At 60.4% G+C, this 22915-nt stretch carries 18 protein-coding genes; 14 read left to right on the plus strand and 4 right to left on the minus strand.

The window, feature by feature from the left end; translation table 11 throughout:
- Window positions 1-59 precede the first annotated feature (59 nt).
- Window positions 60-848: an MlaA family lipoprotein gene (locus ACTJKT_RS07450; protein WP_440786657.1), complete on the minus strand. Its 789-nt coding sequence runs from the start codon at window positions 846-848 to the stop codon at window positions 60-62.
- Window positions 841-2139, minus strand: coding sequence for a hypothetical protein (locus tag ACTJKT_RS07455; protein ID WP_063429052.1), 1299 nt, complete (start codon window positions 2137-2139; stop codon window positions 841-843). Before ACTJKT_RS07455 ends, ACTJKT_RS07450 begins: the two co-directional genes overlap by 8 nt.
- Before the next feature lie 241 nt (window positions 2140-2380).
- Here ACTJKT_RS07455 and ACTJKT_RS07460 point away from each other — a divergent pair, with 241 nt between their 5' ends.
- Window positions 2381-2752, plus strand: a complete 372-nt coding sequence (locus ACTJKT_RS07460) for a hypothetical protein (protein WP_440786658.1) — start codon at window positions 2381-2383, stop codon at window positions 2750-2752.
- 89 nt (window positions 2753-2841) lie between these two features.
- On the opposite strand, the gene ACTJKT_RS07465 is transcribed toward ACTJKT_RS07460, so the two are convergent.
- Window positions 2842-4395 carry a glycoside hydrolase family 17 protein gene (locus ACTJKT_RS07465; RefSeq protein ID WP_440786659.1) on the minus strand — a complete coding sequence of 518 codons (1554 nt, stop codon included), beginning with the start codon at window positions 4393-4395 and terminating at the stop codon, window positions 2842-2844.
- Window positions 4396-4736: 341 nt separating this feature from the next.
- On the opposite strand from ACTJKT_RS07465, the gene ACTJKT_RS07470 reads away from it, so the two are divergent.
- The 3 genes from ACTJKT_RS07470 (at window position 4737) to ACTJKT_RS07480 (ending at window position 7747) form a co-directional block, all read left to right on the plus strand.
- The gene (locus tag ACTJKT_RS07470; protein ID WP_440786660.1) at window positions 4737-5588 is read left to right on the plus strand and encodes a glycine betaine ABC transporter substrate-binding protein; all 852 of its coding nucleotides are present in this window, start codon (window positions 4737-4739) and stop codon (window positions 5586-5588) included.
- Window positions 5589-5780: 192 nt separating this feature from the next.
- Entirely contained in the window at window positions 5781-6092 is a 312-nt protein-coding gene (locus ACTJKT_RS07475; protein ID WP_009042787.1) for a DUF485 domain-containing protein, read from the plus strand.
- Window positions 6089-7747, plus strand: a complete 1659-nt coding sequence (locus ACTJKT_RS07480; protein WP_007931491.1) for a cation acetate symporter — start codon at window positions 6089-6091, stop codon at window positions 7745-7747. Before ACTJKT_RS07475 ends, ACTJKT_RS07480 begins: the two co-directional genes overlap by 4 nt.
- 308 nt (window positions 7748-8055) lie before the next feature.
- On the opposite strand, the gene gltA is transcribed toward ACTJKT_RS07480, so the two are convergent.
- Entirely contained in the window at window positions 8056-9345 is a 1290-nt protein-coding gene (gene gltA, locus ACTJKT_RS07485; protein ID WP_009047765.1) for a citrate synthase, read from the minus strand.
- Window positions 9346-9696: 351 nt separating this feature from the next.
- On the opposite strand from gltA, the gene sdhC reads away from it, so the two are divergent.
- The 10 genes from sdhC to brnQ all read left to right on the plus strand — a co-directional run bounded on the left by sdhC (window position 9697) and on the right by brnQ (window position 22821).
- Window positions 9697-10083: a succinate dehydrogenase, cytochrome b556 subunit gene (gene sdhC, locus ACTJKT_RS07490; protein ID WP_169915034.1), complete on the plus strand. Its 387-nt coding sequence runs from the start codon at window positions 9697-9699 to the stop codon at window positions 10081-10083.
- Window positions 10077-10445, plus strand: coding sequence for a succinate dehydrogenase, hydrophobic membrane anchor protein (sdhD, locus tag ACTJKT_RS07495; RefSeq protein ID WP_007931497.1), 369 nt, complete (start codon window positions 10077-10079; stop codon window positions 10443-10445). Before sdhC ends, sdhD begins: the two co-directional genes overlap by 7 nt.
- Before the next feature lie 3 nt (window positions 10446-10448).
- Entirely contained in the window at window positions 10449-12221 is a 1773-nt protein-coding gene (gene sdhA / locus ACTJKT_RS07500) for a succinate dehydrogenase flavoprotein subunit (RefSeq protein ID WP_440786661.1), read from the plus strand.
- Between the two features lie 12 nt (window positions 12222-12233).
- Window positions 12234-12938, plus strand: coding sequence for a succinate dehydrogenase iron-sulfur subunit (locus tag ACTJKT_RS07505; RefSeq protein WP_007931501.1), 705 nt, complete (start codon window positions 12234-12236; stop codon window positions 12936-12938).
- 276 nt (window positions 12939-13214) lie between these two features.
- Window positions 13215-16046 carry a 2-oxoglutarate dehydrogenase E1 component gene (locus tag ACTJKT_RS07510; protein ID WP_124323825.1) on the plus strand — a complete coding sequence of 944 codons (2832 nt, stop codon included), beginning with the start codon at window positions 13215-13217 and terminating at the stop codon, window positions 16044-16046.
- Window positions 16047-16088: 42 nt separating this feature from the next.
- A complete protein-coding gene (gene odhB / locus ACTJKT_RS07515; RefSeq protein WP_440786662.1) occupies window positions 16089-17303 on the plus strand; it encodes a 2-oxoglutarate dehydrogenase complex dihydrolipoyllysine-residue succinyltransferase in 1215 nt (404 codons plus the stop codon).
- A gap of 112 nt (window positions 17304-17415) precedes the next feature.
- The gene (gene lpdA / locus ACTJKT_RS07520) at window positions 17416-18852 is read left to right on the plus strand and encodes a dihydrolipoyl dehydrogenase (protein WP_025805261.1); all 1437 of its coding nucleotides are present in this window, start codon (window positions 17416-17418) and stop codon (window positions 18850-18852) included.
- 224 nt (window positions 18853-19076) lie between these two features.
- Entirely contained in the window at window positions 19077-20243 is a 1167-nt protein-coding gene (sucC, locus tag ACTJKT_RS07525) for an ADP-forming succinate--CoA ligase subunit beta (protein WP_009047768.1), read from the plus strand.
- The gene (sucD, locus tag ACTJKT_RS07530) at window positions 20243-21124 is read left to right on the plus strand and encodes a succinate--CoA ligase subunit alpha (RefSeq protein WP_007931513.1); all 882 of its coding nucleotides are present in this window, start codon (window positions 20243-20245) and stop codon (window positions 21122-21124) included. The genes sucC and sucD overlap by 1 nt, the downstream gene beginning before the upstream one ends.
- A 383-nt stretch (window positions 21125-21507) precedes the next feature.
- A complete protein-coding gene (brnQ, locus tag ACTJKT_RS07535; protein ID WP_025805263.1) occupies window positions 21508-22821 on the plus strand; it encodes a branched-chain amino acid transport system II carrier protein in 1314 nt (437 codons plus the stop codon).
- Window positions 22822-22915 lie beyond the last annotated feature (94 nt).

Below are 22915 nucleotides of genomic sequence, written 5' to 3' on the forward strand. Positions count from 1 at the left end.
TTATCGGAGGGGGAAGACAGATAAAGGGCCCTGCGCGGGTGCGCAGGGCCCGGGAGGGATCACTCGGCGATTTGCAGCTTGCGGGCCTCGGTGTAGACGTAGCGGACTTTCTCGTACTCGAACGGCGAGTCCAGCTGGCCGTAGCGGAAGCTGGTCTGATAGCGCTTGTCGACACCCCGCAGGATCCAGACCTCGGGGTGGTTCGAGCTGACCTCGGAAACGTTGAGGAAGTTGATCGCCGACTCGGCGGTGTAATCCACCGCCAGGCCGGCGGTGTCGCGAAGGTTCGAGGGGCCGAGGATCGGCAGGACGAAATAGGCGCCGCCCGGCACGCCGTAGAAGCCCAGGGTCTGGCCGAAGTCTTCGCTCTGGCGTGGCAGGCCCATGCTGGTGGCCGGGTCCCAGAGACCGCCAATGCCGATGGTGGTGTTGACCAGCAGGCGCGCGGTGGTGTTCAGCGAGCGCTGGCCCTTGAACTGCAGCAGGCTGTTGACCAGGTTCGGCACGTCGCCCAGGTTGTTGAAGAAGTTGCTCACGCCGGTGCGCAGGAAGCTCGGGGTGATGTAGCGGTAACCGTCGACCACCGGCAGGAACACCCACTGATCGAAGCGGTAGTTGAAGTGGTAGACCCGACGGTTCCACGACTCCAGCGGGTCGTAGACGTTCAGCGCGTTGAGGGTCGAGCGCTCGAATTCGCGCTGGTCCAGGCCCGGGTTGAACTTGAGCCGCTTGAGCGGCTCGGTGAAGCCGTCCCCGTCTGCGACCACGGGTGTCGCGGCCTTGCTGTCGTCGGCATTGGCATAACCTGCGCAGAACAACGCAGCGATGAGCAAGAGATGTTTAGCCACGGAAGAACTCCAGCATGGCGTCGCTGTTGACGCGGTAGTTGAGGTTGCCGCAATGGCCGCCATGGGGGTAGACCGTCAGCCGGTCGCCGAAGGTCTTGCGCAGGAAGCCCAGGTCGCCCGGGCCGAGGATCACGTCGTCGGCGTTGTGCATCACGGCGATTTTCGGGCTGTCCCGCAGGTAGTCCTTGAGTGCGTACAGGCTCACCTGGTCGATCAGTTGCAGCACGCTGCCGCCGTCGGTGCGGGCGCGCCACATCGGGATCACCTGCTCGGTGAGGTAGCAGTCGAAGTCGCATTGCAGGGCGCGCTTGAGGAATGGCGTGAGGCTGGTGCCTTCGCTGATCGGGTACTTGGGCGGGGTGATCAGGCCGCGGCGGTTGATCAGGTCCGAGGTGAAGGCGATGTCGGCGGCGGAGAAGCGGAACGAGGTGCCGATCAGCATCGCCATCTGCTCGTTGCTCAGGTGCTGCTTGGACTGCTGGAAGTCGTAGAGCAGGGCATCGTTGAGGTCGATGTAGCCCTTCTGCTGGAAGTAGCGGGTCAGCTTGTTCAGCACCAGCTCGTAGAAGGTGGTGGTGTTATTGATGCCCTTGACCTCGGTCTGCACCAGCTTGTCGAGGTTGGTGACGGAGGTATAGAGATTGACCGGCGGGTTGAGCAGCAGGACTTTCTTGAAGTTGAAGCTGCGCCGGGTTTCGTCCAGCTTGCTGACGAAGGCCGCATCCAGGGCGCCGAGGCTGTAGCCGGTGAGGTAGAAGTCGGTGACCGGCAGTTTCGGGTTCTGCGCGCGCACCGCCTGCATCACGCGGTACATGTCTTCGGCGTCTTCCTTGGTCACGCCGGGGGTGGCGAACCGCGAGGCGGCGCTGATGAAGTCGAAGCTGGTGGGCGAGGACAGCTGCACCACGTGGTAGCCGGCCTGGTAATAGAGCTTCTTCAGGTATTCGTTGAGGCTGCTGTCATAGCGCGCGCCGGTGCCGGCGATGAGGAAGATCAGCGGTGCGGCATGGTCCTGCTCGGCGATGCGGTAGGTGAGCTTCTTCACGGCCCAGAAGTTGTCCGGCAGGATGAACTCGCGCTCGGGGCGCAAGGTCAGGCTGCGGTCCGTCTGATTGATGTCGTCGTCACTCGGCAACTTCGGACGCAGGTCCGGCGGAGTGGTGGCAATGGTCGCCTCGAACGGATTGGTCAAGGGATAGCCATAGCTGGCGGCGTCGATGTCGACCGCGAGCGCGGACGCACTCGAGATAAGGCCGCCAAACAGGGCAGCGAAGCGCAAGGAACGGAGCATGACTGAATCCCTGTAGAGGAAGGTGCCGAGTGAAGTTCGCAGGCTATGACCACCGGGTTACTGCCGAAGTGCCATGGCACGGCACAAAAAACGATCAAGGCAGGGCAAAGCCGGATCGGCGGTAATAGTCGCCAGACGATACACTTTGCCGTTGTTTGCTCAACAGTTATCTGTGTAACAGGCTTGCTTACCGGCCTCGGGCGATTATGCTGGGCGCCGTTTTCGCTTATCGGAGTGCTTCATGTCCCGCCGTTTTCCCGTGATTCTGCTGCTTGTTGTCCTGCCGTTGTGGCTGGCCGCCAGTTATGGCGTGCGCTACGGCTTCATGGAGGACGCTCGATGGGTCGGCGTCTGCGTCGACGAGGCCAGCCGCTGGGAGTGCCAGGCGCGTTCCAGCCTGGGGCTGCTGATCCACTTCAAGGTCATGGGCTGGGCGGCGCTGGCGGCGTCCCTGGTCGCCTTCGTGATGCCGGGTCGTGCCGGCTGGAGCCTGGCGGCGCTGGCGCTGCTGTTCGGCTTTCCGGCGCTGGCGCTCTACAACACCAGCCTGGCAGTGTTTGCCATCGTGATCGGCGCCTTGCGACTGGTGCGGGCGCCTCGCGCTGTTCTGTAGGAGCGAAGCTTGCTCGCGATGAAGGATGACGCGGTATTGCTGCTACACCGCGGTGCTGCCATCGCGGGCAAGCCTCGCTCCTACGGGCCTCAGGCCTTGCGGGCGCGCAAGCTGCGCCACAGGGCGGCGACCATCAGCACGCTGACCAGGGCCCAGCCCCAGGCCTGCTGGTTTTCCAGGCCCTCGCGATACAGCTGAGGGGCGATGCCGGCGCCGATGATAAAGGTCAGCAGGGCGATTTCGCGACGCGGCACCCGCACCGGACGGCACAGGTAGACCAGGGCCGGCAGGAGCAGGGCGGCGCTGGGGAAGCTGCGATAGCGCGGGTCGAACACCAGCTCCAGCATCATCACCGCTGCGGCGAAACCGGCGGCGGCGAGCAGCCAGCCGGCACGTTTTTCCAGGCTGTTGAAAGCGCGTTGGCGCCAGCCGGTTTGTGGGCTCAGGCTCAGTGCCGCGTGGGCCAGCACCAGCAGGTTCAGGGCCAGCAGCAGGCCTGCCCAGAACCATTCCCCGGCAAAGCGGCTGGTGACCCGCGCCAGCTCGCCCCAGGCGCCGATGGAGCAGGCGGCGAGGGCGCCGAGCAAGGGCAGGACCAGGGCTGCGCGGGTACCGCGGACCCGGCCACCGAGGATCAGCGTGGCAAGGAAGATCACCCCGCCCACGCCCAGCCACAATGGCCAGTAAGGCAGGTTCGACACCGGCCCGGCGAGCACGCCCTTGTCCTGGCGATCGGCATCGAACAGTCCCCAGTAACCGCCGACCGCACCTTCGCTGGCGCGTTTCCACGGCTGGTCGAAGGCTTCGATCAGGTTGTAATGCCAGCCGTTCTGTTCGGCCATGACCACAAAACCACGGATGAACTTGGCCTCGTTGACCCGGCTCGGCAGGGCGGTTTCGCGCTGGCGGCCTTCGCTGGGCCAGCCGGTTTCGCCGATCATCACGTCCTTGGGCGCGAACTTGTTGCCGAACACCTGGCGCACCTGGGCCACATGGTTCAGCGCGGCATCGATGTTGGACGGATCGTCTTCCCAGTAGGGCAGCAGGTGGATGGTCAGGAAGTCCACCGCCGGCGCGATTTCCGGGTGCTTGAGCCAGAACTCCCAGACGTCCGCGTAGGTGACTGGCTGCTTGACGTGGGCCTTGACCTTGTTGATCAGCCGGGCCAGTTGCGGACCGGTGACTTCCTTGCGCAGCAGGGCTTCGTTGCCGACGATCACCGAGCTGACCACATCCGGGTTGGCATTGGCCGAGGCGATCAGCAGGTCGACCTCTTTTTCGCTGTCCACCGGGTTGCTGTTGATCCAGGCGCCGATCATCAGCTTCAGGCCGTGCTTGCGCGCCAGGTCCGGCAGGGCTTCGAGGCCGGTCATGGAATAGGTACGGATGCACTCGAAGCGGGTTGCCAGCAATGCCAGGTCGGCGTCCATGCGCTCCGGGCGCAACTTGAACGGCTGGTCGAAGGGCGACTGGTCCTTGTCGAACGGGGTGTAGGACGCGCATTGCAGCTTGTGGCTGGCGCTGGCGACATCCGGCAGCACCACCGGCTGGCCGAGGCCGTACCAGAAACCGCAGAGCGCGAAGAGCCCCAGCAGGCAGGCGAATAGATAGGGCAGGAGCGGGAAGCGGGCAATCGAGGGCATGGTCAGGCCGTCAGGAAACAAAGCCCGGCATCTTACCCGGATTTGCCGCTGCCCAGGTGGCCTGCATGATTTTGACATGCAAAGTTTGGGCGGGATTGGGCGACTGTTTTGGGCATGCCCTGATTACTGGCGAATTGGTGTCGTTGCTGAATGTTTTGAGGTCGCAGTCAGAGCAGGTCGCCTTTGGCGTCAGGTTGATGATCGACGCGTCAGAGCTCTCATAGGGCAATCGCGCTGATGTTCGAGCAAGTCGGTAGGGCGTGATGAGGGCGCTGTGCACCATAACAACAGGTTGACGCGGCTCGGCACCCGTCGGGCGCAGCACTTTCGGGGAAGTAACGATGAAGATGCGACGACTCTTAGGCGCAGGTGCCGGTCTGGTACTTGCGATCAGCACCACCCTGGCCAGCGCCGACAGCAAAACCCTGAGCATCGGCTATGTCGACGGTTGGTCGGACAGTGTGGCGACCACCTATGTAGCCTCTGAGGTGATCAAGCAGAAACTCGGTTATGACGTGAAGCTGCAGGCCGTGGCGACCGGGATCATGTGGCAGGGCGTGGCCACCGGCAAGCTGGACGCCATGCTGTCGGCCTGGCTGCCGGTGACCCACGGCGAGTACTGGACCAAGAACAAGGACAAGGTGGTCGACTACGGCCCCAACTTCAAGGACGCGAAAATCGGCCTGATCGTGCCGGAGTACGTCAAGGCCAAGAGCATCGCCGACCTGAAGGATGACACCAGTTTCAAGAACAAGATCGTCGGCATCGACGCCGGCTCGGGCGTGATGCTCAAGACCGACCAGGCCATCAAGGACTACGGCCTGGACTACAAGCTGCAAGCCAGTTCGGGCGCGGCGATGATTGCCGAGCTGACCCGTGCCGAAGAGAAGAACGACTCCATCGCGGTCACCGGCTGGGTACCGCACTGGATGTTCGCCAAGTGGAAACTGCGCTTCCTGGACGATCCGAAGGCGGTCTACGGTGCTGCTGAAACCGTCAACAGCATCGGCAGCAAGGGCCTGGAGAAGAAAGCGCCGGAGGTCTCGGCCTTCCTGAAGAAATTCCAGTGGGCCTCCAAGGATGAAATCGGCGAGGTGATGTTGGCGATTCAAGAGGGCGCCAAGCCGGAAGCTGCGGCCAAGGATTGGGTGGCCAAACACCCTGAGCGCGTCGCCGAGTGGACCGCTAACTGATCGGCGAAGTGTCTGGATCGCAGGTCTCGAGGCCGTCGGGTGTTCGCACCCGGCGGCCTTTTGTTTTGCCCGGTGCAAAAGTGTCTGTAAGGCGGGCTGTCGTTCTAATACTAAGGTCGTCTGGAACCGGCCCGAGAGCTGCATAGAGTGGACTAGGTTCCAACTAAAATCTGTGCTGCGAGGATAAAAACAATGAACGACAGCATTTACCTCTCGATTCAAAACAGCTCGCGTTTCAAGGAGCTGGTCAGCAAGCGCGAACGATTCGCCTGGATACTGTCGGCGATCATGCTCGGGCTCTATTCGGGCTTCATCCTGCTGATTGCCTACGGACCTCATGTGCTGGGGGCAAAACTCAGTCCTGAATCATCCATCACCTGGGGCATTCCCATTGGTGTCGGGTTGATTGTCGCGGCCTTTGTCCTGACCGGTATCTACGTGCGACGCGCCAACGGCGAATTCGACGACCTGAACAATGCGATTCTCAAGGAGGCTCAGCAATGATCCGGCGTCTATTGGCTTTTTTTAGCGTCGCGGCCTTTGCTCCAAGTCTCTGGGCGGCCGACGCCCTGACCGGCGAAGTACATAAACAACCCCTCAATGTCTCCGCGATCATCATGTTCGTGCTGTTCGTCGGGGCCACCCTGTGCATCACCTACTGGGCCTCCAAGCGCAACAAGTCGGCGGCCGACTACTATGCTGCGGGCGGCAAGATCACCGGTTTCCAGAACGGTCTGGCGATTGCCGGTGACTACATGTCGGCGGCGTCCTTCCTGGGGATTTCCGCCCTGGTGTTCACCTCCGGCTACGACGGCCTGATCTATTCGATCGGCTTCCTGGTGGGCTGGCCGATCATTCTGTTCCTGATCGCCGAGCGCCTGCGCAACCTGGGCAAATACACCTTCGCCGACGTGGCGTCCTATCGCCTCGGGCAGACCCAGATCCGCTCGCTGTCGGCCTGCGGCTCGCTGGTGGTGGTGGCGTTCTACCTGATCGCGCAAATGGTCGGTGCCGGCAAGCTGATCCAGCTGCTGTTCGGCCTCGATTACCATGTGGCGGTGATCCTGGTGGGTATCCTGATGGTGCTGTACGTGCTGTTCGGCGGCATGCTGGCGACCACCTGGGTGCAGATCATCAAGGCGGTCCTGCTGCTGTCCGGCGCCTCGTTCATGGCGCTGATGGTCATGAAGCATGTCAACTTCGACTTCAACATGCTGTTCTCCGAAGCCACCAAGGTTCACCCCAAAGGTGAAGCGATCATGAGCCCGGGCGGCCTGGTGAAGGATCCGATCTCGGCGTTCTCCCTCGGCCTGGCGCTGATGTTCGGTACCGCGGGCCTGCCGCACATCCTGATGCGCTTCTTCACCGTGAGCGACGCCAAGGAAGCGCGCAAGAGCGTGCTGTATGCCACCGGTTTCATCGGCTACTTCTACATCCTGACCTTCATCATCGGTTTTGGCGCGATCCTGTTGGTCAGCACCAACCCGGCGTTCAAGGACGCGGCGGGCGCTCTGCTCGGCGGCAACAACATGGCGGCGGTGCACCTGGCCAATGCCGTGGGCGGCAGCGTGTTCCTCGGCTTCATCTCGGCGGTGGCCTTCGCCACTATCCTGGCGGTGGTGGCTGGCCTGACCCTGGCCGGTGCCTCGGCGGTTTCCCATGACCTGTACGCCAGCGTGATCAAGAAGGGCAAGGCCAACGAGAAGGATGAAATCCGCGTCTCGAAGATCACCACCGTGTGCCTGGGTGTGCTGGCGATTGCCCTGGGCATCCTGTTCGAGAGCCAGAACATTGCGTTCATGGTCGGACTGGCGTTCTCCATCGCGGCGAGCTGCAACTTCCCGGTACTGCTGCTTTCCATGTACTGGAAGAAGCTCACCACCCGCGGCGCCATGATTGGCGGCTGGCTGGGCCTGGTCAGTGCCGTGGGCCTGATGGTTCTCGGCCCGACCATCTGGGTGCAGATCATGGGGCATGAGAAAGCCATCTTCCCTTACGAGTACCCGGCGCTGTTCTCGATGATCATTGCCTTTATCGGGATCTGGTTCTTCTCCATCACCGACAAGTCCACTGCGGCTGACAATGAGCGGGCGCTGTTCTTCCCGCAATTCGTGCGCTCGCAGACCGGCCTGGGCGCCAGCGGAGCGGTATCGCACTAAGGCCCCTGTGTATCGGCTTCTATATATAAGCTGAGTTGCAAACCAATGCCCCTGTCGAGAGACAGGGGCATTTTTATTGGTTCCAGGAATGCGTCGTCCCTTGTAGCCGCTGGCGCAGCCTGCGATCGAGCGCGCAGCGCTCGCAAGCTCTTCAGTGAGAGGGGATGGATTTGGCGCTCCATATCCGCTGTGCGGCCGAATACAGGCTGCTACAGGGTAATGGCGGGGGAGGGGAGCGCAAACGAATACGGCCTCTATAAAGAGGCCGTATCCGCTGCAGTCAAGACGTTAGCGCAAGGCAACAGGTCTTACTTGCGGTCTTCCAGCTTGGTGATGTCGCGCGACTCGTAGCCGGTGTACAGCTGGCGAGGACGGCCGATCTTGTAAGGGCTGGAGAGCATTTCTTTCCAGTGCGAGATCCAGCCGACGGTACGCGCCAGGGCGAAGATCACGGTGAACATGCTGGTCGGAATGCCGATGGCCTTGAGGATGATCCCCGAGTAGAAGTCGACGTTCGGGTACAGCGAGCGTTCGATGAAGTACGGGTCGGTCAGGGCGATCTCTTCCAGGCGCATGGCCAGTTCGAGTTGTTTGTCGTGCTTGATGCCCAGCTCTTTCAGCACTTCGTCGCAGGTCTGCTTCATGACGGTGGCACGTGGGTCGCGGTTCTTGTAGACGCGGTGACCGAAGCCCATCAGCTTGAACGGATCGCTCTTGTCCTTGGCCTTGGCGATGAACTTGTCGATGTTCGAGACATCGCCAATTTCGTCGAGCATGGTCAGTACCGCTTCGTTGGCGCCGCCGTGAGCCGGGCCCCAGAGTGCGGCGATACCGGCAGCGATACAGGCGAACGGGTTGGCACCCGAGGAGCCTGCCAGGCGTACGGTGGAGGTCGATGCGTTCTGCTCGTGGTCGGCGTGGAGGATGAAGATCCGGTCCATTGCCTTGGCCAGCACCGGGCTGATCGGTTTGATCTCGCACGGGGTGTTGAACATCATGTGCAGGAAGTTTTCCGCGTACGACAGGTCGTTGCGCGGGTACATCATGGGTTGGCCCATGGAGTACTTGTAAACCATCGCGGCCAGGGTCGGCATCTTGGCAACCAGGCGGATCGCGGAGATTTCGCGATGCTGCGGGTTATTGATGTCCAGGGAGTCGTGGTAGAAGGCCGAGAGGGCGCCGACTACGCCGCACATGACGGCCATCGGGTGGGCGTCGCGACGGAAGCCGTTGAAGAAGGTCTTCAGCTGCTCGTGAACCATGGTGTGGTTCTTCACGTTGCTGACGAACTGGGCCTTCTGTTCTGCGGTCGGCAGTTCGCCGTTGAGCAGCAGGTAGCAGGTTTCCAGGTAGTCCGACTTTTCAGCCAACTGTTCGATCGGGTAGCCGCGGTGCAACAGAATGCCGTTGTCGCCGTCGATATAGGTGATTTTCGACTCGCAGGAGGCGGTCGACATGAAACCCGGGTCAAAGGTGAAGCGGCCCGTGGCCGTCAAGCCCCGAACATCGATTACATCGGGACCAACGGTGCCGGTTAAAATGGGCAGCTCGACGGGGGCTGCGCCCTCGATGATCAACTGCGCTTTTTTGTCAGCCATGTGGCCTCCTATTTATGCTTGAAATCATCAGACAGACCCCCCACGCAGGGCCCGCACCACTATAGTGAGATAAATCCGAATGTCAATTTGCCTAAAGTCTTGCCCCAGAAGGCTTTAACCGGACTTTTTCCTCGAAATTCCCCGCCATTTACGCCTTTTATCCGCCTAACGCAATGAGCTATTAGGGGAAGGGGATTGCGTTGTCATTAGTAGCCTAACTGTCTATACTCGGCCACCGACCGCCATGGGCTTTCGGGCCCGGTTTGATGGGGGTCGTCACTCCCTGGGTGGTGGGTACCTGACCAGTGCACTCCCCAACAACTTTGCCCTGATTGTTAGGGGCTCTTCAGTGTGAAAAAAGCCGTGAATAGCCAACGACCTGTAAACCTAGACCTAAGGACCATCAAACTCCCAGTCACTGCTTACACGTCCATCCTTCACCGTATTTCCGGTGTCATCCTCTTTGTGAGCCTTGCCATCATGCTTTATGCATTGGACAAGTCGCTCAGCTCCGAGGAAGGCTTCGGCGAGGTGAAAGCGTGTCTGACCAGTCCGCTAGCCAAGCTAGTGATTTGGGGCATCCTGTCCGCCTTGCTGTATCACTTGGTTGCCGGTGTGCGCCATTTGATCATGGACATGGGCATCGGTGAGACGCTGGAAGGCGGCAAGCTGGGCTCTAAAATCGTTATCGCCGTATCCGTGGTGGTAATCGTTCTGGCAGGAGTTTGGATATGGTAACTAACGTCACGAACCTGTCGCGTTCGGGCCTCTATGACTGGATGGCACAACGTGTGTCTGCGGTCGTTCTCGCGGCTTATTTCATCTTCCTGATCGGATACCTCGTTGCGAACCCGGGCCTTGGCTACGAGCAATGGCACGCACTGTTCTCCAACAACTGGATGCGTATCTTCAGCCTGCTGGCCATGGTTGCTCTGGGCGCTCACGCCTGGGTCGGCATGTGGACCATTTCGACCGACTACCTGACGCCGATGGCGCTGGGCAAATCGGCGACTGCAGTACGTTTCCTTTTCCAGGCAGTATGCGGCGTTGCAATGTTCGCCTACTTCGTCTGGGGTGTGCAGATTCTCTGGGGTATCTGATTCATGGCTAACATTCCAACGATTTCTTTCGACGCCATCATTATTGGTGGCGGCGGCGCCGGCATGCGTGCCGCATTGCAGCTGGCCCAGGGCGGCCACAAGACTGCAGTGATCACCAAGGTGTTCCCGACCCGCTCGCACACTGTGTCGGCCCAGGGCGGCATCACCTGCGCCATCGCGTCGGCCGACCCGAACGATGACTGGCGCTGGCACATGTACGATACCGTCAAGGGTTCCGACTACATCGGTGACCAGGACGCTATCGAATACATGTGTCAGGAAGGCCCGGCCGCGGTTTTCGAACTGGACCACATGGGTCTGCCGTTCTCCCGCACCGAAACCGGTCGTATCTACCAGCGTCCTTTCGGCGGTCAGTCCAAGGATTACGGCAAAGGCGGCCAGGCTGCCCGTACCTGCGCGGCTTCCGACCGTACCGGTCACGCGCTGCTGCACACCCTTTATCAGGGCAACCTGAAAGCCGGCACCACCTTCCTGAACGAGTACTACGCTGTTGACCTGGTGAAGAATCAGGACGGCGCGTTCGTCGGTGTGATCGCGATCTGCATCGAAACCGGCGAAACCACCTACATCCGCGCGAAAGCCACCGTACTGGCGACCGGCGGTGCAGGTCGTATCTATGCATCCACCACCAACGCCCTGATCAACACCGGTGACGGTGTCGGCATGGCGCTGCGTGCTGGCGTGCCAGTACAAGACATCGAAATGTGGCAGTTCCACCCGACCGGCATCGCCGGCGCCGGTGTACTGGTTACCGAAGGCTGCCGTGGTGAAGGCGGTTACCTGATCAACAAGCACGGCGAGCGTTTCATGGAGCGTTATGCTCCGAACGCCAAAGACCTTGCCGGTCGTGACGTTGTTGCCCGTTCGATGGTTAAAGAGATCATCGCCGGCAACGGTTGCGGTCCGAATGGCGACCACGTGATGCTCAAGCTCGACCACCTGGGCGAGGAAGTGCTGCACAGCCGTCTGCCAGGCATCTGCGAACTGTCCAAGACTTTCGCTCACGTTGACCCGGTTGTTGCTCCGGTTCCGGTCGTTCCGACTTGCCACTATATGATGGGCGGCGTTGCTACCAACATTCATGGCCAGGCGATCACCCAGAACGCCGAAGGCACCGACGAAATCATCCCTGGCCTGTTCGCAGTGGGTGAAGTGGCTTGCGTATCGGTTCACGGTGCCAACCGCCTGGGCGGCAACTCGCTGCTCGACCTGGTGGTATTCGGCCGCGCTGCCGGCCTGCACCTGGAAAAAGCCCTGACCGACGGCATCGAATACGATGACGCGACCGACGCCAACATCGAGGCTGCCCTGGCACGCCTGAACGCTCTGAACGAGCGTACTGATGGCGAAGACGTGGCTACCCTGCGTCGCGAGCTGCAAAGCTGCATGCAGAACTACTTCGGCGTATTCCGTACCGGCGAATACATGCAGAAGGGCATCGCCCAGCTGGCCGAACTGCGTACCCGCATCGCCAACGTCAAGATCAACGACAAGTCGCAGGCGTTCAACACTGCACGTATCGAAGCACTGGAACTGCAGAACCTGCTGGAAGTGGCCGAAGCCACCGCCATCGCTGCCGAAGTGCGCAAAGAGTCCCGCGGCGCCCACGCCCGTGAAGACTTCGAAGACCGCGACGACGAAAACTGGCTGTGCCACACCCTGTACTTCCCGGGTGAGAAGCGCGTTGCCAAGCGTGCCGTTAACTTCTCGCCGAAGACTGTTCCGACTTTTGAACCAAAAGTCCGGACTTACTAAAGGGTGATCGATATGTTGCAAGTCGAAGTTTATCGTTACAACCCTGACACCGACTCCGCGCCGAAAACCCAGGTTTTCCAGGTCGACACCGGTGGCAAGGATCTGATGGTGCTGGACGTACTGGCGCTGATCAAAGAGCAGGACGAAGGTTTCTCCTACCGTCGCTCCTGCCGTGAAGGCGTTTGCGGTTCCGACGGCATGAACATCAACGGCAAGAACGGCCTGGCATGCATCACGCCGCTGTCTGCCGTGGTGAAGAACAACAAGCTGGTTGTTCGTCCGCTGCCAGGTTTGCCGGTTATCCGTGACCTGGTCGTCGATATGAGCATCTTCTACAAGCAATACGAGAAGGTGAAGCCATTCCTGCAGAACGACACGCCGGCTCCGGCCATCGAACGTCTGCAGTCCCCTGAAGAGCGCGAAAAGCTCGATGGTCTGTACGAGTGCATCCTGTGCGCTTGCTGCTCGACTTCCTGCCCGTCCTTCTGGTGGAACCCGGACAAGTTCCTGGGTCCAGCTGCTCTGCTGCAAGCCTATCGCTTCCTGGCAGACAGCCGCGACACCAAGACGTCCGAGCGTCTGGCTTCGCTGGATGATCCGTTCAGCGTATTCCGCTGCCGCGGCATCATGAACTGCGTCAACGTTTGTCCGAAAGGCCTGAACCCGACTAAGGCCATCGGTCACATACGTAACATGCTGCTCTCGAGCGGCGTGTGATTCAGCTGCTGTAACCCAGCTGTTGTAAAGGCTGGACCGCTGTACCCGTAGAGGCTACGGCGCAGGCTTCAACCGGCGCCGTAGTTTTAAGCTGAGCAGCAGCTCACAAAGTTGCCGCTCGTATTTTGAAGAAATGAGACAAGCAGGGGCATCCGGGCTGGTACCCGGACTATCAGCGTGATCCTAAGTGGCTTGTTTTGGTCGCTGCACTCGGACTTTTGCAAGTTTGCTCGGTGTCTTCGCCGGTGGTGTTCCCCTAACCGAGGGTGACCAAGCATGCAAGAAAGCGTGATGCAGCGCATGTGGAACAGCGCCTACCTATCCGGTAGTAACGCTGCCTATGTGGAAGAGCTCTACGAGCTCTACCTGCACGACCCTAACGCTGTGCCAGAAGAGTGGCGCACTTACTTCCAGAAGTTGCCTACCGACGGCAGCACTGCCATCGATGTTTCGCACTCGACAATCCGCGATCATTTCGTGTTGCTGGCAAAGAACCAGCGCCGCGCCCAGCCGGTATCCGCCGGTAGCGTGAGCAGCGAGCACGAGAAGAAGCAAGTTGAAGTGCTGCGATTGATCCAGGCCTACCGTATGCGTGGCCACCAGGCAGCCCAGCTTGACCCGCTGGGGCTGTGGCAGCGTCCTGCACCTGCAGACCTGTCAATCAATCATTACGGCTTGACCAATGCCGATCTTGATACGACCTTCCGTGCCGGCGACCTGTTCATCGGCAAAGAGGAAGCGAGCCTACGCGAAATTCACGAAGCGTTGCAGCAGACATATTGCCGCACCATCGGCGCTGAATTTACGCATATCACCGATTCCGAGCAGCGCCAGTGGTTCCAGCAGCGTCTGGAAAGCGTACGCGGCCGTCCGACCTATTCCACGGATATCAAGGGTCACCTGCTCGAGCGCGTCACTGCAGCTGAAGGCCTCGAAAAATACCTGGGCACCAAATACCCGGGCACCAAGCGTTTCGGCCTGGAAGGCGGCGAAAGCCTGATCCCGATGCTCGACGAGCTGATCCAGCGTTCCGGTTCCTACGGCACCAAGGAAGTCGTGATCGGCATGGCCCACCGTGGTCGCCTCAACGTCCTGGTCAACACCTTCGGCAAGAACCCGCGCGAGCTGTTCGACGAGTTCGAAGGCAAGAAGAAGGTCGAGCTGGGCTCCGGTGACGTGAAATACCACCAGGGCTTCTCGTCCAACGTGATGACCACAGGCGGCGAAGTTCACCTGGCCATGGCCTTCAACCCGTCCCACCTGGAAATCGTTTCGCCAGTGGTCGAGGGTTCGGTGCGCGCCCGTCAGGATCGTCGCAACGACCAGACCGGTGACAAGGTTCTGCCAATCTCCATCCACGGTGACGCGGCATTCGCCGGTCAGGGCGTGGTGATGGAAACCTTCCAGATGTCGCAGACCCGCGGTTTCAAGACCGGCGGCACCGTGCACATCGTGATCAACAACCAGGTCGGTTTCACCATCAGCAACCCGCTGGACTCGCGTTCCACCGAGTACGCCACCGACGTCGCGAAAATGATCCAGGCGCCGATCCTCCATGTGAATGGTGATGATCCGGAAGCTGTATTGTTCGTGACCCAGCTGGCCATCGACTACCGCATGCAGTACAAGCGCGATGTGGTGATCGACCTGGTCTGCTACCGTCGTCGCGGCCACAACGAAGCGGACGAGCCAAGCGGCACCCAGCCTCTGATGTATCAGCAGATCGCCAAGCAGCGCACCACCCGTGAGCTGTATGCCGATCGTCTGGTTCAGGCCAGCGTGCTCGACGCCGAGCGTGTTCAGGCGAAAGTCGACGAATACCGCAACGCGCTGGACAACGGCCTGCACGTAGTGAAGAGCCTGGTCAAAGAGCCGAACAAAGAGTTGTTCGTGGACTGGCGTCCATACCTGGGCCACGCCTGGACTGCGCGTCACGACACCACCTTCGATCTGAAGACCCTGCAGGAACTGTCCGCCAAGCTGCTGGAGCTGCCGGAAGGCTTCGTGGTTCAGCGTCAGGTCGCGAAGATCTACGAAGACCGTCAGAAGATGCAAGCCGGCGGCCTGCCGATCAACTGGGGTTATGCCGAAACCATGGCATACGCGACCCTGGCGTTCGAAGGTCACCCGATTCGCATGACTGGCCAGGACATCGGCCGCGGTACGTTCTCGCACCGTCATGCGGTCCTGCACAACCAGAAAGACGCCAGCACCTACATTCCGCTGCAGCACCTGTACGACGGCCAGCCACGTTTCGATCTGTACGATTCGTTCCTGTCCGAAGAAGCCGTACTGGCGTTCGAATACGGTTACTCGACCACCACGCCAAACGCGCTGGTGATCTGGGAAGCCCAGTTCGGCGACTTCGCCAACGGTGCCCAGGTGGTGATCGACCAGTTCATCACCAGTGGCGAGCACAAGTGGGGCCGCCTCTGCGGTCTGACCATGCTGCTGCCGCACGGTTATGAAGGTCAGGGTCCGGAGCACTCTTCGGCTCGTCTGGAGCGTTACCTGCAGCTGTGCGCCGAGCACAACATCCAGGTCTGCATGCCGACCACCCCGGCCCAGATCTACCACCTGCTGCGTCGTCAGGTGATTCGCCCGCTGCGCAAGCCGCTGGTGGTCCTGACTCCGAAATCGCTGTTGCGTCATAAACTGGCCATCTCGACCCTGGAAGATCTGGCGGAAGGTTCGTTCCAGACCGTTATTCCGGAAATCGATGCCCAGGATCCAAAAGATGTAGGTCGCATCGTTCTGTGTAGCGGCAAGGTCTACTACGACCTGCTGGAAAAACGCCGTGCTGAAGGCCGTGACGACATCGCCATCGTGCGTATCGAGCAGCTGTACCCATTCCCTGAGGACGACCTGATCGAAGTCCTGGCTCCGTACAAGAACCTCAAACACATCGTTTGGTGTCAGGAAGAGCCGATGAACCAGGGTGCCTGGTACTGCAGCCAGCATCACATGCGTCGCATCATCAGCGGTCACAACAAGTCGCTCGTACTCGAGTACGCCGGTCGTGACGCTTCTGCTGCCCCAGCTTGTGGTTATGCATCGATGCACGCCGAGCAGCAGGAAAAACTGCTGCAAGATGCTTTCACTGTTTAACGCCTTCGCGCACCTGAAACCGAATTTAAGGAACCACAGATAATGGCTATCGAGATCAAAGCCCCCACTTTCCCGGAATCGGTTGCCGATGGCACCGTTGCCACCTGGCACAAAAAACCGGGCGACGCCGTCAAGCGCGACGAGCTGATCGTCGACATCGAAACCGACAAGGTCGTGCTGGAAGTTCTGGCCACCGCTGACGGCGTACTGGGCGCTATCGTCAAGAACGAAGGCGACACCGTTCTGTCCGACGAAGTACTGGGCTCCATCGCTGAAGGCGCCGCTGCTGCTCCAGCCGCTGCCGCACCAGCTGCCGCTCAGGCCGCAGCTCCTGCCGCCGAAGGCGAAGAAGATCCAATCGCTGCTCCTGCCGCGCGCAAGCTGGCTGAAGAGAACGGCATCAACATTGCCTCCGTTGCCGGTACCGGCAAAGGCGGTCGCGTGACCAAGGAAGACGTGGTTGCAGCCGTTGCTGCCAAGAAAGCCGCTCCGGCTGCCGCGCCTGCCAAGGCTGCTGCTCCTGCCGCTGCTGCTCCGGTATTCGCTGCCGGCGACCGCGTCGAGAAGCGCGTTCCGATGACCCGTCTGCGTGCCAAGGTTGCCGAGCGTCTGGTCGAAGCCCAGTCGAACATGGCGATGCTGACCACTTTCAACGAAGTCGACATGACCGAAGTCATGGCCCTGCGTTCGAAGTACAAGGATCTGTTCGAGAAGTCCCACAACGGCGTACGCCTGGGCTTCATGTCGTTCTTCGTCAAGGCCGCCACCGAAGCGCTGAAGCGTTTCCCTGCGGTCAACGCCTCGATCGACGGCGCCGACATCGTTTACCACGGCTACGCCGACATCGGTGTTGCCGTGTCCAGCGACCGCGGCCTGGTGGTTCCGGTTCTGCGTAACGCCGAACTGATGAGCCTGGCTGAAATCGAAGGCGGCATCGCTACCTTCGGCAAGAAAGCCCGTGACGGCAAACTGTCGATGGAAGAGATGACCGGCGGTACCTTCACCATCACCAACGGTGGTACTTTCGGTTCGATGATGTCGACTCCGATCGTCAACCCGCCGCAAGCGGCGATCCTGGGCATGCACAACATTCTGCAGCGTCCTATGGCGATCAACGGTCAGGTGGTTATCCGTCCGATGATGTACCTGGCTCTGTCCTACGATCACCGTTTGATCGACGGCAAAGAAGCAGTGACCTTCCTGGTTACCATCAAGAACCTGCTGGAAGACCCGGCTCGTCTGCTGCTGGATATCTGATTTCGTAGCCTGGGCCGATCAGTGATGATCGGCCTTTCGCCGAAACGAACAGCTTCGTCCCACGACGGCCTCCACAAGGGGCCGTCCGGTTTGATTCGAGAAGGAATGACACATGACTCAGAAATTCGACGTGGTAGTGATTGGCGCAGGCCCAGGCGGCTATGTAGCTGCCATTAAAGCTGCGCAACTCGGCCTCACGACTGCCTGCATCGAGAAATATACCGACAAGGAGGGCAAACTGGCCCTCGGCGGTACTTGCCTGAACGTCGGCTGCATCCCTTCCAAGGCGCTGCTGGACAGCTCCTGGAAATTCCACGAAGCCCAAGACGGTTTCGCGATCCACGGTATCAGCCACGCTGGCGTGTCCATGGACGTGCCTGCGATGGTCGGCCGCAAGGCCAACATCGTGAAAAACCTGACCAGCGGTGTTGCCACCCTGTTCAAGGCCAACGGCGTGACCTCCATCCAGGGCCACGGCAAACTGCTGGCCGGTAAGAAAGTCGAAGTCACCAAGCCAGACGGCTCGGTGGAAGTGATCGAAGCCGAGAACGTCATCCTGGCGCCAGGCTCCCGTCCAATCGACATTCCACCGGCTCCGGTCGATCAGAAAGTGATCGTCGACTCCACCGGCGCCCTGGAATTCCAATCCGTACCAAAACGTCTGGGCGTGATCGGCGCTGGCGTGATCGGTCTGGAACTGGGTTCGGTATGGTCCCGTCTGGGCGCTGAAGTGACCGTCCTGGAAGCCCTGGACACCTTCCTGATGGCTGCCGACACCGCGGTCTCCAAGGAAGCGCTGAAAACCCTGACCAAACAGGGCCTGGACATCAAGCTGGGCGCTCGCGTCACCGGCTCCAAGGTCAACGGCGAAGAAGTGGTCGTGACCTACACCGATGCCAACGGCGAACAGAACATCACTTTCGACAAGCTGATCGTAGCCGTTGGTCGCCGTCCGGTGACCACTGATCTGCTGGCTGCCGATTGCGGCGTGACCCTCGACGAGCGCGGTTTCGTGCACGTTGACGATCACTGCGCCACCACCGTACCGGGCGTTTACGCGATCGGCGACGTGGTTCGCGGCATGATGCTGGCGCACAAGGCCTCGGAAGAGGGCATCATGGTCGTCGAGCGCATCAAGGGCCACAAGGCTCAGATGAACTATGACCTGATCCCTTCGGTTATTTATACTCACCCGGAAATCGCGTGGGTCGGTAAAACCGAGCAGACCTTGAAAGCTGAAGGCGTTGAAGTTAACGTCGGCACCTTCCCGTTCGCAGCCAGCGGCCGTGCCATGGCAGCCAACGACACCGGCGGTTTCGTAAAAGTTATCGCTGATGCCAAGACTGACCGCGTACTGGGCGTCCACGTGATCGGCCCGAGCGCGGCGGAACTGGTTCAGCAAGGTGCGATCGGCATGGAATTCGGCACCAGCGCCGAAGACCTGGGCATGATGGTTTTCTCCCATCCGACCCTGTCCGAAGCGCTGCACGAAGCAGCACTGGCAGTGAATGGCGGCGCCATCCACATCGCCAACCGCAAAAAGCGTTAAGACAATAAGAAACCACGGCGGATTGCCCGTCGTGAGCCTTGCGAGCAAGACTCACCGCGGAACGTCCGCTGGACTCGACCTCACGGGAATCTTCATGCGTTGTGCCGCAGCCCAGGCTGCGGAGGCGGGGCAGGGGAGTCCGGTGAGGAGCGGTCACAGGTGGCGCGGCACTCATCAAGAGCGCAGCGCCGAATGCGCAGTACCTAACGAAGACGGTAAAAAGCATGAATCTTCACGAGTATCAGGGTAAGCAGCTGTTCGCTGAATACGGCCTGCCAGTATCCAAAGGCTACGCGGTAGACACCCCGGAAGAAGCAGCAGAAGCTTGCGACAAGATCGGCGGCTCCGAGTGGGTTGTCAAAGCCCAGGTTCACGCCGGTGGTCGCGGTAAAGCGGGCGGCGTAAAGCTGGTTCGCAGCAAAGAAGACGCTAAAGCATTCGCTCAACAGTGGTTGGGCAAGCGTCTGGTGACTTACCAGACTGACGCCAATGGTCAGCCAGTCACCAAGATCCTGGTTGAATCGTGCACTGATATCGCTAAAGAGCTGTACCTGGGCGCTGTCGTCGACCGTTCGAGCCGTCGCATCGTGTTCATGGCTTCCACCGAAGGTGGCGTGGACATCGAGAAAATCGCTCACGACACTCCAGAAAAAATTCTCAAGGCCACTATCGATCCACTGGTTGGCGCTCAGCCATTCCAGGGTCGCGAGCTGGCTTTCCAGCTGGGTCTGGAAGGCAAGCAAGTTGCCCAGTTCGCCAAGATCTTCGTTGGTCTGGCCAAACTGTTCCAGGACCACGATCTGGCTCTGCTGGAAGTGAACCCGCTGGTGATCAAGGCTGATGGCGATCTGCACTGCCTGGACGCGAAGATCAACATCGACGCCAACGCCATGTACCGTCAGCCTAAGCTGAAGACTTTCCACGATCCGTCGCAGGACGATCCGCGCGAAGCGCACGCTGCCAAGTTCGAACTGAACTACGTGGCCCTGGAAGGCAACATCGGCTGCATGGTCAACGGTGCCGGTCTGGCCATGGGTACCATGGACATCGTCAACCTGCACGGCGGCAAGCCAGCCAACTTCCTCGACGTAGGTGGTGGTGCTACCAAAGAGCGCGTGACCGAAGCCTTCAAGATCATCCTGTCCGACACCAACGTCGCTGCAGTACTGGTCAACATCTTCGGCGGCATCGTTCGTTGCGACATGATTGCCGAAGGCATCATCGGCGCCGTGAAAGAAGTCGGCGTGAAAATCCCGGTTGTTGTTCGCCTTGAAGGCAACAACGCTGAACTGGGCGCTAAAGTACTGGCAGAAAGCGGCTTGAACATCATCGCTGCTACCAGCCTGACCGACGCTGCTCAACAAGTTGTCAAAGCTGCGGAGGGCAAATAATGAGCGTCCTGATCAATAAAGACACCAAAGTTATCTGCCAGGGTATTACCGGTTCGCAAGGTAGTTTCCACACCCAGCAAGCCATCGAATACGGCACCAAGATGGTTGGCGGCGTAACTCCGGGCAAAGGCGGCACCGAGCACCTGGGCCTGCCTGTCTTCAACACCGTGAAAGACGCTGTAGCTGCCACTGGCGCCACCGCCAGCGTGATCTACGTTCCAGCTCCTTTCTGCAAGGACTCCATCCTGGAAGCGGCTTTCGGCGGCATCAAGCTGATCGTCTGCATCACCGAAGGCATTCCTACCCTGGATATGCTGGATGCCAAGGTCAAGTGCGACGAGCTGGGTGTTACCCTGATCGGCCCTAACTGCCCAGGCGTGATCACTCCAGGCGAATGCAAGATCGGCATCATGCCAGGTCACATTCACTTGCCAGGCAAGGTCGGTATCGTTTCCCGTTCCGGCACCCTGACTTACGAAGCCGTCAAGCAGACCACTGACGCCGGTTTCGGTCAGTCCACTTGCGTCGGCATCGGTGGTGACCCGATCCCAGGCTCCAACTTCATCGACATCCTGAAGCTGTTCCAGGAAGACCCGAAGACCGAAGCGATCGTGATGATCGGCGAGATCGGCGGTTCGGCTGAAGAAGAAGCGGCTGCCTACATCAAGGCTAACGTGACCAAGCCGGTTGTTTCCTACATCGCTGGTGTGACTGCTCCTCCGGGCAAGCGCATGGGCCATGCTGGCGCAATCATCTCTGGCGGCAAAGGCACTGCAGACGAGAAATTCGCTGCTCTGCAAGACGCAGGCGTGAAAACCGTGCGTTCGCTGGCAGACATCGGCAAGGCCCTGGCCGAGCTGACTGGCTGGGCTGTCAAGTAAGCCTCGCGCTTAGCTGACGCTCCACCAACAAAGGCCACCTTCGGGTGGCCTTTGTGCTTTGTGGGGAAGGGGAATTGTGGTGTTCGATGGCCTGATCGCGAGCAAGCTTCGCTCCTACAGAACCGGAGGGGCCTGGCCATAATCATGGCCAACAGCCATTTATCTATATAAACGCGACACGGAAATGTCGCTTATCGGACAGTTCGCCCTCTAACAGTGCGTTTGTCTTACAAATTCGGTAGTCTAGCCGCCTCTTTTGCGTCTGCGTCCCACAAGGAAGCTGCGCGCTAAACGGGTCAGTCCTATACGGACCGACAGCATTTCCCTCACCCATAAGGGAAATCCCTCTCTAAATTCCGATTCAGTAGTGTGGTATTTCCCTAATGAAAGTGTTGAAAGGCCAGGACATTCTGGCACTGGGTTTTATGACCTTTGCCCTGTTCGTCGGGGCCGGCAATATCATCTTCCCGCCTATCGTCGGCTTGCAGTCCGGACCTAACGTCTGGATCGCGGCGCTGGGCTTTCTGATCACCGCTGTGGGCTTGCCGGTGGTGACCGTCGTGGCCCTGGCCAAGGTCGGCGGCGCGATGGACGCGCTGAGCAGCCCGATCGGCAAAATCGCCGGTGGCCTGCTGGCGGCGGTCTGCTACCTGGCGGTCGGCCCGTTGTTCGCGACGCCGCGGACCGCGACCGTGTCCTTCGAAGTGGGCCTGGCGCCGCTGACCGGCGAAAGCCCGCTGGCGCTGTTCCTCTATAGCTCGGCGTATTTCCTGCTGGTGTTCTTCATCTCCCTCTACCCGGGACGCCTGCTGGACACCGTTGGGCGTTTCCTCGCGCCGCTGAAGATCATCGCCCTGGCCGTACTGGGCATCGCCGCGTTCGCCTTGCCAGCCGGTGATATCGGTGTGGCGACTCCCGAATACGTCGCGGCGCCGTTCTCCCAGGGCTTCATCAATGGTTACCTGACCATGGATACCCTGGGCGCGTTGGTGTTCGGCATCGTCATCGTCAACGCCATCCGTTCCCGCGGTGTCGAGTCGCCACGCCTGATCACCCGTTACGCGATCATCGCCGGGCTGATTGCCGGCGTCGGCCTGGCGCTGGTGTATGTCAGCCTGTTCCGCCTGGGTTCGGGCAGCCACGAAGTCGCGGCCGGCGCCACCAACGGCGCGGCGGTGCTGCACGCTTACGTGCAACACACCTTCGGCTCCCTGGGCAGCGGCTTCCTGGCCGTGCTGATTTCCCTGGCCTGCCTGGTGACCGCGGTTGGTTTGACCTGTGCCTGCGCCGAGTACTTCAGCCGCGTACTGCCGCTGTCGTACAAGACCCTGGTGATCATCCTGGCGGCGTTCTCGCTGCTGGTGTCCAACCTGGGCCTGACCAAGCTGATCGCTTTCTCCATCCCGGTGCTGACCGCCATCTACCCGCCGTGCATCGCCCTGGTGGCCCTGAGCTTCTGCAAGGACTTCTGGCATGAGCAAGGCCGCATCGTCGGTCCGGTGATGCTGGTGTCCTTCCTGTTCGGCCTGATCGACGCCCTCAAGGGCGCCGGCCTGGCGGACTGGATGCCAACCCAGTTGATGCACCTGCCGCTGAGCGAGCAGGGCCTGGCGTGGCTGGTGCCTTCGGTCATGACCCTGGTGGTCGCGGTGGTCTGCGACCGCCTGCTGGGCAAGCGCAGCGAAGCGCTGGCCTAAACCGCTATCTGCCCGGGCCCGTCACAAGCGGGCACCGAGTAGCCAAAAAAATGCCCCGTATCCAGCGATACGGGGCATTTTTTATGGGCGGCGG

Origin of the sequence: Pseudomonas sp. 22526, assembly GCF_052044735.1 — a bacterium.
Classification (GTDB): Bacteria; Pseudomonadota; Gammaproteobacteria; order Pseudomonadales; family Pseudomonadaceae; genus Aquipseudomonas; species Aquipseudomonas piscium.

Coding starts and splice junctions, on each gene's coding strand:
- ACTJKT_RS07455 (WP_063429052.1), bottom strand. CDS start 2,139: ATGCTCCGTTCCTTGCGCTTCGCTGCCCTGTTTGGCGGCCTTATCTCG.
- ACTJKT_RS07460 (WP_440786658.1), top strand. CDS start 2,381: ATGTCCCGCCGTTTTCCCGTGATTCTGCTGCTTGTTGTCCTGCCGTTG.
- ACTJKT_RS07465 (WP_440786659.1), bottom strand. CDS start 4,395: ATGCCCTCGATTGCCCGCTTCCCGCTCCTGCCCTATCTATTCGCCTGC.
- ACTJKT_RS07470 (WP_440786660.1), top strand. CDS start 4,737: ATGAAGATGCGACGACTCTTAGGCGCAGGTGCCGGTCTGGTACTTGCG.
- ACTJKT_RS07475 (WP_009042787.1), top strand. CDS start 5,781: ATGAACGACAGCATTTACCTCTCGATTCAAAACAGCTCGCGTTTCAAG.
- ACTJKT_RS07480 (WP_007931491.1), top strand. CDS start 6,089: ATGATCCGGCGTCTATTGGCTTTTTTTAGCGTCGCGGCCTTTGCTCCA.
- gltA (WP_009047765.1), bottom strand. CDS start 9,345: ATGGCTGACAAAAAAGCGCAGTTGATCATCGAGGGCGCAGCCCCCGTC.
- sdhD (WP_007931497.1), top strand. CDS start 10,077: ATGGTAACTAACGTCACGAACCTGTCGCGTTCGGGCCTCTATGACTGG.
- sdhA (WP_440786661.1), top strand. CDS start 10,449: ATGGCTAACATTCCAACGATTTCTTTCGACGCCATCATTATTGGTGGC.
- ACTJKT_RS07505 (WP_007931501.1), top strand. CDS start 12,234: ATGTTGCAAGTCGAAGTTTATCGTTACAACCCTGACACCGACTCCGCG.
- ACTJKT_RS07510 (WP_124323825.1), top strand. CDS start 13,215: ATGCAAGAAAGCGTGATGCAGCGCATGTGGAACAGCGCCTACCTATCC.
- odhB (WP_440786662.1), top strand. CDS start 16,089: ATGGCTATCGAGATCAAAGCCCCCACTTTCCCGGAATCGGTTGCCGAT.
- lpdA (WP_025805261.1), top strand. CDS start 17,416: ATGACTCAGAAATTCGACGTGGTAGTGATTGGCGCAGGCCCAGGCGGC.
- sucC (WP_009047768.1), top strand. CDS start 19,077: ATGAATCTTCACGAGTATCAGGGTAAGCAGCTGTTCGCTGAATACGGC.
- sucD (WP_007931513.1), top strand. CDS start 20,243: ATGAGCGTCCTGATCAATAAAGACACCAAAGTTATCTGCCAGGGTATT.
- brnQ (WP_025805263.1), top strand. CDS start 21,508: ATGAAAGTGTTGAAAGGCCAGGACATTCTGGCACTGGGTTTTATGACC.